Origin of the sequence: Arenibaculum pallidiluteum (assembly GCF_017355985.1) — a bacterium.
In the GTDB taxonomy this organism is placed as follows: Bacteria; Pseudomonadota; Alphaproteobacteria; order Azospirillales; family Azospirillaceae; genus Arenibaculum; species Arenibaculum pallidiluteum.
This window is the reverse complement of the sequence record NZ_JAFIQU010000015.1, coordinates 152,642-162,453: the sequence shown is the minus strand read 5'-3', so window position 1 is coordinate 162,453 and position 9,812 is coordinate 152,642. Positions and strand designations below refer to the sequence as shown.

Sequence of the window (9,812 nt, the reverse complement as noted above, 5' to 3'; positions counted from 1 at the left end):
CGGGCCTGCCGGCGGCGCTTGTCCCCCTCTCAGCTTCCCTCATCACGATCCAGCGAAGGCCCCGCACGGAGCGATCCGTGCGGGGCCTTTGCGTTTCCGCGGCCCGGAAGCTTTTCGACGTTGTTTCGCATTTTGTTTACCTCGGTGATAAACCATCGGGAATGGGGACGCGGAAGAAGGGGCGGGGCCGCTTGGCGGGGCAGATCGACACCGAGAGGGTGGATCGGCGCGACCGGGCCTTCCGCCCGACATCGGCGCTCATCGGCCTCGTATGCCTCGTGGTGCTCGCCTTCGCAGGCAGCTTCGCCTATGGCATCACGATCGCGCGCGAAAACGCCGTCGACCAGGCGGCGCGGCAGGCGCTGAATCTCGCCCGCACGCTCGAGCAGCATACCGCGCGCATGGTCTCGACCGTGGACCTGCTGCTGTCCTCGGTATCGACGCGCGTCCGCGATCTCGGACCTGACCCGGCTGCCACGGCCATGACGGCCGCGGCACGCCGCATCCTCGACGGGTATGGGCATCGGGTATTCCCGGTCCGCAACCTGCTGCTCGCCGACGAGGCCGGGTGGGTGCTCCGGGATCCCGCGGTGGATCCGAGGCCCCGGATCAACGTCGCCAACCGGCCCTATTTCAAGGCCCTGCGCGACGATCCCGGCCTGACCCTTCATATCGGCGAGGCTGTGCCGAGTCTCAGTCGCGGCACGCCTATGGTGCCCTTCGTCACCGGCCTGCGGCGCACCGACGGAAGCTTCTCAGGCGTCGCCGTCGCTGTGGTCGAGCCGGCCGACCTCGCACGCTTCTACGCTTCCCTGGATGTCGGCGCGAATGGCGCCATCGGGCTCTTCCGTTCGGATGGCGCGCTCCTCGCGGCATGGCCTGAGAGCCTGTCCTCGCAACGCCTGATGAGCACGGTGGTCACGGCCGGCGGCGACCCGGAGGGGGCCGGGACGATCGATGTCGACGGCCATGGGCGGCACCTCGTCGTGACCCGCCCGGTCGAGGGAACGCCGCTGGTGATCGCGGTGACGCTGGCCGAGGAAGACATCCTGCGGTCCTGGCGCAGCGACGCCACCAACTATGCGATCGCGCTGTCGCTGGTCGCGGCTTTGGCCGCGATGCTGACCGCGCGCCTCGTCCAGGAGCTGCGCCAGCGCGAGGCCGTCCAGAACGCCCTCAGCGCCGCGGAACAGGCCTATCGCAGCATCTTCGACAACGCGATCGACGGCATCTACCGGTGCGACGGCGGCGGCCGGCTGATGCGGGCCAACCACGCGCTGGTGACGCTGAACGGCTTTCTCACCGAGGCCGAGATGCTGGAGGAGGTGCCCGACCTCGGCCGGCGCTGGCACGTGGACCCTGCGCGGCGGCGCCGCTTCCACGAGCTGCTCGATGCCCAGGGCTACGTCACCGACTTCGTCTCCGAGGTCCAGCATCCGAGGACCGGCGAGCGCTTCTGGATCTCGGAGAACGCCCGCGCGATCTCGGACCGTCTCGGGCGGAGGCTCTATTACGAGGGCACGGTGCGCGACATCACCCAGGCGCGCCAGGCGGAGGCCCAGCTCCGCGAGGCCAAGGAGCAGGCCGAGCTCGCCAACCGCACCAAATCGGAGTTCCTGGCCCATATGAGCCATGAGCTGCGCACGCCGCTGAACGCGGTGATCGGCTTCTCGGAGATCATCAAGGACGAGCTGTTCGGGCCGAACCACAACCCGCGCTACCAGGAATACGCCCGCGACATCCACGACAGCGGCCGCCACCTGCTGACCCTGATCAACGAGATCCTGGATCTCGCAAAGGTCGAGGCCGGCGGCGTCGAGCTGCGCGAGGAGACCATCGAGGTGGAGAAGGTGCTGGAGAGCTGCCGCCGCCTCGTGCGCGAACGGGCGGCCGCGGGCCAGATCGTCCTGAACATCGGTGCCGAGCCCGGGTTGCCGCGCCTGCTGGTGGATGTGACGCGTCTGAAGCAGATCCTTCTGAACCTGCTGTCCAACGCGGTGAAGTTCACGACGCCCGGCGGCGAGGTCCGCCTTGAGGCCCGGCGCGCGCAGGATGGCGGGGTGGTGCTGACGGTGGCCGACACCGGCATCGGCATGAGCGAGGAGCAGCTCGATATCGCGTTCCAGCCTTTCCGTCAGGTCGAGAACGCCTTCAACCGCAAGTACCAGGGCACCGGGCTGGGCCTGCCGCTGAGCAAGGCGCTGGCCGAGCTGCATGGCGGCTCGGTCACGATCGAGAGCGAGCCCGGCAAGGGGACCCGGGTCCGGGTCTGGCTGCCGTCGAGCCGGCTCGTCCCCGCCGCCGCCTGAGCCCTTCGGCGCGGGACGGGAGCTGCGGTCCTACGGTCCTTCCTGCGCGGCCAGGCGCCGGTACAGCGGCATCAGGAGCGAGGGCAGGAGGTAGATCGGGAACTGAGCAGCCGCCACGTAGAGAACAAGCGCCGGCTCGGCCGGAAGCACCGTCAGGAGCAGCGCCGCGTTGCGGTTGCCGCCCAGGAAGGCCAGCGTCGTGGCGAGCCGGGGCCCGGCCGGGCGGAAGACCAGCCGGGTCACGGCCTGCATTCCGAGGTTCAGGGCGAAGGCGGCCAGCGCATAGAGAAGGACGAGTCCCGGCGCGGCGATCAGGCGCCCGGCCATGCCGTCCATCACGGCGACGGCGAAGGCCAGCAGAAGCACGACGCCCATCCCGTCGATCTCCGCCCGGCGCCGTGCCAGCCGCGCGGGGCCGAGAAGCCTACGCAGCACCAGCGCCAGCGCGACCGACCCGCCGACGATCGCGCCCATGCGCATGAGCAGCGCCAGCGGCTCGACGGCGCCGCCGGAGCCGGCATCCATCAGGCCGGCGAAGACGGCCAGCGTTAAGGGCGAGGCCAGGGTGGCCACGACCATCACCACCAGCGCCGTCGCGGCGTCCAGCCCCAGCAGGCCGGCGAGCGCCGGTCCCGACAGGATCGGCGGCATGGCCGCCACCATGACCAGCACGGTGCGGAACTCGGCAGGCAGTCCCAGCGGCAGCGTCAGCATCAGCACCAGGAGCGGAAGCCCCGCGCAGAGCCAAAGGATGCCCAGCAGTGCCGGCAGCGGGCGGCGGAGCGCCGCCCTCAGCGCCGGCCACTCGACGCGCATCATGCCGGCGACCAGGAGCAGGGCGACTGCGGGGCCGAGCAGCGGGTTCAGCGCGGCCGCCAGCGGCTGCGCGATCAGGCCGAGCAGGATCCCGGCGGGCAGGACGAGCCGCGTGCGCCGCGCAGCCCAGCGCAGCACAGACAGGGGTAAGAGCGGGTTCAGTTTCCGGGTTCCTCCTTGCGCTCCAGATGCGCGACGAGCCGGGGCAGGCTTTCGCCTATGCTGCGCGCGATGTTAGAGGCTTCGCCGGGCTCCGAGCACTCCACCACCAGCTTGGCGAGCGCGATGGTCATGGCGCGCAGCAGCAGGTCCTTCTCGACCCCGGCCTGGTTCTGCTCGGTCGCGGTCGCGAGAAAGGCATTGGCTGCCCGGGTCAGCGGGACGGCCTGCCGGGACTGGCGGAAGGTTTCGAGGTCGATCAGGTCCAAGAGGACACCCCTCTGCATCGAACCGGGACGGCCGCGCCGGGACCCCGAGGCTGCCGTGCGCCGCCGCCGGTATCCAGGCTAGAGCGATTTGAGGTTCGCTTTGAACCTCAAATCGCGTCCGGCCTCATCCAAGTCGGAGCGGATTCACGCGATCCGCTCCAGAACACGCCCGTGCCGGATGGAACCTCCGCGGCGGCCCGGGGAGGTCGCCCCGGCCATTCAGCCCGCGGCGAGCGGCCAGAACACCGAGATCAGCCCCGTGCCGAGCACCACGACCATGACCGAGAGCGGCAGCCCGAGCCGCCAATAGTCGCCGAAGCGGTATCCTCCGGGTCCCATGACGAGCGTGTTGCACTGGTGTCCGATGGGGGTCAGGAAGTCGCAGGCGGCGCCGAGCGCCACCGCCATCAGGAACGGGTCCGGGTCGAGCCCCAGGTTGCGGGCGAGCCCGGCTCCGATCGGGGCCATGACCAGCACCGTCGCGGCGTTGTTCAGGAACGGCGTGACCGCCATGGCGGCCAGCAGCACCAGGGCCAGGGCTCCCAGGGGCGGCAGGGCGCCGGCCGCCATGGACAGCCAGCCGGCGATCAGCTCGGTGCCGCCGGTCGTCCGCAGCGCGTCGCTGACCGGGATCAGCGCGCCCAGCAGGACCAGCAGCGGCCATTCGACGGCCTCGTAGGCCTCGCGCAGGCTCAGCTGCCCCGTCAGCAGGACTGCAACGGCGGCCAGGAAGAAGGCCGTGGCGACGCCGAAGACGCCCGCCGTCACCAGCGCCATGGCGGCCACCAGGATCCCGATGGGCAGGAAGGTGCGCCAGCCGCGCGACAGGCGGAGGCTGCGCTCGGCCAGTGGCATGCATCCCAGCGCCATGAGGTCGTCGGTCATGGTGTCGCCCCCGCCCTGGAAGACCACCAGGTCGCCGGCCTTGAAGCGCACGCGCCGCAGGCGCTGGGTCACCGGCCGCCCGCGCCGGGACAGCGCCAGCAGGTTGATCCCGTAGCGGTCGCGCAGGCGCAGGGCCTCGGCCGACTGGCCGATGATCGGCGCGCCCTGGCCGACCACCGCCTCGACGATGCCGAGCTCGCGCGGCGCGCCTTCGGCGGCGGCCCGCCGGCCCGGCGCGACGAACTCCAGCCCCGCGCGGTTCACGATCCGCTCAAGCGCGCCCGTGTTGGACTCCAGGACCAGAAGGTCGTCCGCGAAGAGGGTCCAGTGCCCCGACGGGACGTAGCGGCGCACCTTCTCGCGGATGATGGCCGCGACCGTGACGTCGCCCTCGCCGGCGGTCTCGAGGTCGTAGACGGTCCTGCCCACGAAGGGGGAACCGGCCGGCAGCCGCACCTCCGTCGCGTAGTCCTCGATCACCGGTCCTTCGGGCGCCGCGCCGCGCCGATCGGGCAGAAGGCGCCAGGCGATCGAGAGCATCGCCACCCCCGCGAGGGCGATGCCGATGCCGACCGGTGCAAAGTCGAACATGCGGAAGGGGGCGCCCACCAGCTCCTCGCGCATGCGCGAGACGATGATGTTGGGGGAGGTTCCGACCAGCGTCACCACGCCGCCCAGCAGCGACCCGAAGGACAGCGGCATCAGCAGCCGCGACGGCGAGATCCCCGACCGGCGCGCCACCTGGAACGCGACCGGCAGGAAGATCGTCAGGGCGCCGATGTTCTTCACCAGGGCGGACAGCGCGGTCACCAGCGACGACAGCACGAGGATCTGCTGGGTCGCGGTGCGCAGATGCGGCGTGACCGGCCGCATCATCCGCTCGACGGCGCCCGAGCGGGCGACCGCGGCGCTGACGACCAGCGCCGAGGCCACGATGATCACGATGTCGTCGGCGAAGCCGGAGAAGGCCTTGTCGGGTGGGACCAGGCCCAGGACGATCGCGCATCCGAGCGCCATCAGCGCGACGAGATCGTACCGGATCCGGTCCCAGACGAAGAGGCCGACCATCCCGAGAACGAGGGCGAAGGCGGCGGCCTGCGCGAAGGTCATTCAAGCACCGAGCGTGGTTTTCGAGCCCCGGGGCGGCCACGGAACCGTCCGCGGGGCCGTCCTCGGGGCGCCTTTCATGGGGACCGCGCCCCTATTCCGCCGGCGGGTCCTCCACGATCACGGGGTCGCGGCGCTCGGCGCTCGCCGTCTCGGTCTGCGCCGGCGTCTCGACGGGATCGAGGCGCAGCGGCGCCGGGCTCCGGGCGACCGCCTCCAGGGCCTGGGCCGCCTCGCGCAGGGCGCTGTCCACGCGGCCGTCCGGCTTGAGCTCGAAGAGCAGGAGCGAGCGGCCTGTCACGAGGTACTCGCTGCCGGTCTCGAAGCTGCCGGGCTTGTCGTCGGGCTTGTTGGTGTCCATCAGGCAGACCCATTCACGGCCGCCGACGACCTCGGGCAGCTTGAAGCCGACGACGTCGTGATAGGAGTTGACCACCAGCAGCAGCGTCGCCTCGTTGCCCTTCTGGCGGATGCCGGTGGGCTGGGCGCGGCCGTCCATGAGCAGGCCCAGGCAGCGCGCCATCGGATCCTCCCACTGCTCGGTCGTCTGCTCCTGGCCCGACGGGTTGATCCAGGCGACGTCCTTGACGCCGAGGTCGTCGTTGCAGGCCCCGGTGAGCCAGCGGCCGCGGCGAAGCAGGGGATGGGCGTTGCGCAGCGCGATCAGCCGGCGCGTGAACTCGATCAGGCTGCGGCCGTCCTCGTCGATGCCCTCCCAGTCGACCCAGCCGATCTCGTTGTCCTGGCAGTAGGCGTTGTTGTTGCCCTGCTGCGTGCGCGCGAACTCGTCGCCGGCCAGCAGCATGGGCGTGCCCTGCGAGAAGAACAGCGTCGCCAGCAGGTTGCGCATCTGGCGCTCGCGCAGCGTCTTGATCTCGGGGTCGTCGGTCGGCCCCTCGACGCCGTGGTTCCAGGCCAGGTTGTGTGAATGGCCGTCGCGGTTGTCCTCGCCATTGGCCTCGTTGTGCTTGTCGTTGTACGAGACCAGGTCGTTCAGCGTGAACCCGTCATGGGCCGTGATGAAGTTCACCGAGGCCCAGGGCCTGCGGCCCCGCCTGTTGAAGAAGTCGCTCGAGCCCGTGATGCGCGCGGCGAGCTCCGGCAGCTTGCCCTCGTCGCCCTTCCAGTAGGCGCGCACGGTGTCGCGGTAGCGGTCGTTCCACTCGGCCCAGCCCGGCGGGAAGCCGCCGACCTGGTAGCCGCCGGGGCCGATGTCCCAGGGCTCGGCGATCAGCTTCACGCGCGAGAGCACGGGATCCTGCCGGCAGGCGTCCAGGAAGCCGCCGCCCTGGTCGAAGCCGTGGGGCTCGCGCCCCAGGATGGTGGCGAGGTCGAAGCGGAAGCCGTCCACGCGCATCTCGGTCGCCCAGTAGCGCAGGCTGTCCGTCACCATCTGCAGGACTCGCGGATGGCTGAGGTTCAGCGTGTTTCCGGTGCCGGTGTCGTTGATGTAGTAGCGCGCGTCCGGGGCGAGTCGGTAGTAGGAGGCGTTGTCGATGCCCTTGAACGAGAGGGTCGGGCCCATCTCGTTGCCCTCGGCCGTGTGGTTGTAGACGACGTCCAGGATCACCTCGATCCCGGCCTCGTGGAGATGGGCGACCATTTCCTTGAATTCGTTCACGAAGGGCGTCGCCAGATAGCGCGGATCCGGCGCGAAGAAGCCGATCGTGTTGTAGCCCCAGTAGTTCTTCAGCCCCTTGTCCAGCAGGTAGCGGTCGTCGATGAAGGCATGGATCGGCAGCAGCTCGACCGAGGTGACGCCGAGCGCGCGGATGTAGTCGACGACCTCCTTCTGGGCGAGGCCCGAGAAGGTGCCGCGGAGCTGGGGCGGCACGGCCGGATGCCGCATGGTGTAGCCGCGCAGGTGGGTCTCGTAGAAAATCGTGCGCTCCCACGGGATCGCCGGCGGGCGGTCGCGGCCCCAGGTGAAGGCCGGGTCGATCACGCGGCATTTCGGCATGGCGGGGGCGCTGTCGCGCTTGTCGAAGGACAGGTCGTTGCGCTGCGATCCCACGCGGTAGCCGAACAGCGCGTCGTTCCAGCGAAGCTGCCCCACGAACTGCTTGGCATAGGGGTCGAGCAGCAGCTTGTTGGGGTTGAAGCGGTGCCCGGCGGAGGGCTCGTAGGGGCCATGGACCCGGTAGGCATAGACGGTCCCCGGCCGCGCGTCCGGGAGATAGCCGTGCCAGACTTCGTCGGTGTATTCCGGAAGCTCGATGCGCTCGAGTTCGCGCTTGCCCTCGAGGTCGAAGAGGCAGAGCTCGACCTTCGTCGCATTGGCCGAGAAGATTGCGAAGTTCACGCCGAGGCCGTCCCAGGTGGCTCCCAAGGGAAAGGGCAGCCCCTCACGGACCCGCGATCGACGCATGATGTTGGCGCCCCTCGGCTTCGCACTCACGATTGTTCGCTCCCGCCCGTTCGAATTCCGCAGGATGAACACGCTTCACGGCGCGAAGTTCGAATGGATTCAGGCGTCGGCGGGCTCGCGGGGGCGCGCGACGATGCAGCGGATCGCGAAGCTCGACACCAGCCGCGCCACTCCCGGCAGGCGCGAGAGGACGTCCTTGTGGATGCGGTCGTAGTCCGCGGCCGTGCGCGTGGCGATCCGGAGCAGGTAGTCCGACGAGCCCGAGAGCAGGTGGCACTCCTGGATCTCCGGGCATTTCCGGACCTCGATCTCGAAGCGCCGCAGCGCGTCCTCGGTCTGGCGGTCCAGCGTGACCTGGACCAGCACCAGCGTGCCCTCGTCCGCGGCGTCCTCGGCCACGAGCGCGGTATAGCCCCGGATCACCCCGGCATGCTCGAGCTGGTGCAGCCGCCGCAGGCAGGCGGACTGCGAAAGGCCGACCGCGGCGGCCAGCCGGGCGTTGCTCATGCGTCCGTCGGCGCGCAGCAGGCGGATGATCTTCCGGTCGATCGGGTCGAGCGTGCGCATGCAAGGATCTTCGAAAGCGTCGCAGATCTTGCGACGACGCTAGCACTGCCTCGCAAAGCCTGCAATCGTTCGCAAGAACATGCCCGTGCCGGCAGGCTTATCATTTTCAAGCCATGCAATGGCGCAGGGAGTGCTTCAAATGAAAATCGGCATCGTTAAAGAGATCAAGGACAAGGAATTCCGGGTCGGCCTGATGCCGGCATCGGTGCGCGAGTTGACCGCGGCGGGACACGACGTCCTCGTCGAGACCGGCGCAGGCGCCGGCATCGGCTTCGCGGACGAGCACTATGTCGCGGCCGGCGCGCGACTGGCGCCGACCGCGGCCGATGTCTTCGCCACGGCGGAGATGATCGTAAAGGTGAAGGAGCCGCAGCCGCAGGAATGCCGCATGCTGCGCCCGGGCCAGCTTCTCTTCACCTATCTGCATTTGGCGCCGGACCCCGAGCAGGCGCGCCTGTTGATGGAGAGCGGCTGCACGGCCATCGCCTACGAGACCGTCGAGGACCGGGCCGGACGCCTGCCGCTGCTGGCCCCCATGAGCGAGATCGCGGGGCGCATGTCGGTGCAGGTGGGCGCGGTGGCGCTGCACCGTGGCGAGGGCGGGTCGGGCGTGCTGCTGGGCGGGGTCCCGGGCGTGCTGCCGGCCAAGGTCGCGGTGATCGGGGGCGGCGTGGTTGGCGCCAACGCGGCGCGCATGGCGCTCGGCCTGGGCGCGGACGTGGTCGTGCTGGACCGCTCGGTGGCCCGGCTCGCCCAGCTCGACGATCTCTACGGTCCGCGGCTGAAGACGGCCTTCGCCTCGGCCGAGGCGGTCGAGGCGGTGGCCGCCGATGCCGACCTGGTGATCGGCGCGGTCCTGGTCCCGGGCGCCGCGGCTCCCAAGCTTCTCCACCGTGCGCATCTCGGCCGGATGCGGCGGGGCTCGGTGCTGGTGGACGTCGCCATCGACCAGGGCGGCTGCTTCGAGACCAGCCACGCGACGACCCACAGCGATCCCACCTATGTCGTGGACGGCATCGTGCATTACTGCGTCGCGAACATGCCGGGTGCGGTCGCCCGCACCTCCACCCAGGCGCTGAACCATGCGACGCTGCCCTATGCGCTGGCGCTGGCCGGCAAGGGCTGGCGCCGCGCCCTGGCCGAGGACCCGGGCCTGCTGCGTGGCCTGAATGTCCACGAGGGCCGGATCACCTACGCGGCCGTGGCCGAGGCGCTGGGCACGCCCCTGGCCGATCCCCGCACGGCGGTCGCCGCCTGAGGCGGGGCAGGGCGGGGCGAGCATCTTCGGGTTCTGCGCGGACCCGAAGATGCTCTAGGCTGGCCGACCTCCTG

At 70.2% G+C, this 9,812-nt stretch carries 7 protein-coding genes; 2 read left to right on the top strand and 5 right to left on the bottom strand.

Annotation, left to right across the window (positions count from 1 at the left end):
• Positions 1-161: 161 nt before the first annotated feature.
• On the top strand, positions 162-2,309 hold the full coding sequence (locus tag JUB13_RS23885; protein WP_207483419.1) for an ATP-binding protein: 2,148 nt from the start codon (positions 162-164) through the stop codon (positions 2,307-2,309).
• A 30-nt stretch (positions 2,310-2,339) separates the two neighbouring features.
• Here JUB13_RS23885 and JUB13_RS23880 read toward each other — a convergent pair whose 3' ends face one another.
• From JUB13_RS23880 to JUB13_RS23860, 5 genes are all read right to left on the bottom strand, one after another.
• Positions 2,340-3,263, bottom strand: a complete 924-nt coding sequence (locus JUB13_RS23880; RefSeq protein ID WP_207483417.1) for a hypothetical protein — start codon at positions 3,261-3,263, stop codon at positions 2,340-2,342.
• 20 nt (positions 3,264-3,283) lie between these two features.
• Positions 3,284-3,553 (bottom strand): hypothetical protein, encoded by a 270-nt coding sequence (locus tag JUB13_RS23875; protein WP_207483415.1) that lies wholly within the window; start codon positions 3,551-3,553, stop codon positions 3,284-3,286.
• Positions 3,554-3,772: 219 nt separating this feature from the next.
• The gene (locus JUB13_RS23870) at positions 3,773-5,548 is read right to left on the bottom strand and encodes an SLC13 family permease (protein WP_207483413.1); all 1,776 of its coding nucleotides are present in this window, start codon (positions 5,546-5,548) and stop codon (positions 3,773-3,775) included.
• Positions 5,549-5,639: 91 nt separating this feature from the next.
• Complete coding sequence (gene glgX, locus JUB13_RS23865; RefSeq protein WP_207483433.1) at positions 5,640-7,913, bottom strand: glycogen debranching protein GlgX; 2,274 nt, start codon at positions 7,911-7,913, stop codon at positions 5,640-5,642.
• A 99-nt stretch (positions 7,914-8,012) separates the two neighbouring features.
• Positions 8,013-8,480 (bottom strand): Lrp/AsnC family transcriptional regulator, encoded by a 468-nt coding sequence (locus JUB13_RS23860; protein WP_207483412.1) that lies wholly within the window; start codon positions 8,478-8,480, stop codon positions 8,013-8,015.
• Positions 8,481-8,619: 139 nt separating this feature from the next.
• Between JUB13_RS23860 and ald the strand changes: the two genes are divergently transcribed.
• Positions 8,620-9,738, top strand: coding sequence for an alanine dehydrogenase (ald, locus tag JUB13_RS23855; protein WP_207483410.1), 1,119 nt, complete (start codon positions 8,620-8,622; stop codon positions 9,736-9,738).
• The last annotated feature ends 74 nt before the right edge of the window (positions 9,739-9,812 follow it).

Coding starts and splice junctions, on each gene's coding strand:
- JUB13_RS23885 (WP_207483419.1), top strand. CDS start 162: ATGGGGACGCGGAAGAAGGGGCGGGGCCGCTTGGCGGGGCAGATCGAC.
- JUB13_RS23870 (WP_207483413.1), bottom strand. CDS start 5,548: ATGACCTTCGCGCAGGCCGCCGCCTTCGCCCTCGTTCTCGGGATGGTC.
- glgX (WP_207483433.1), bottom strand. CDS start 7,913: ATGCGTCGATCGCGGGTCCGTGAGGGGCTGCCCTTTCCCTTGGGAGCC.
- JUB13_RS23860 (WP_207483412.1), bottom strand. CDS start 8,480: ATGCGCACGCTCGACCCGATCGACCGGAAGATCATCCGCCTGCTGCGC.
- ald (WP_207483410.1), top strand. CDS start 8,620: ATGAAAATCGGCATCGTTAAAGAGATCAAGGACAAGGAATTCCGGGTC.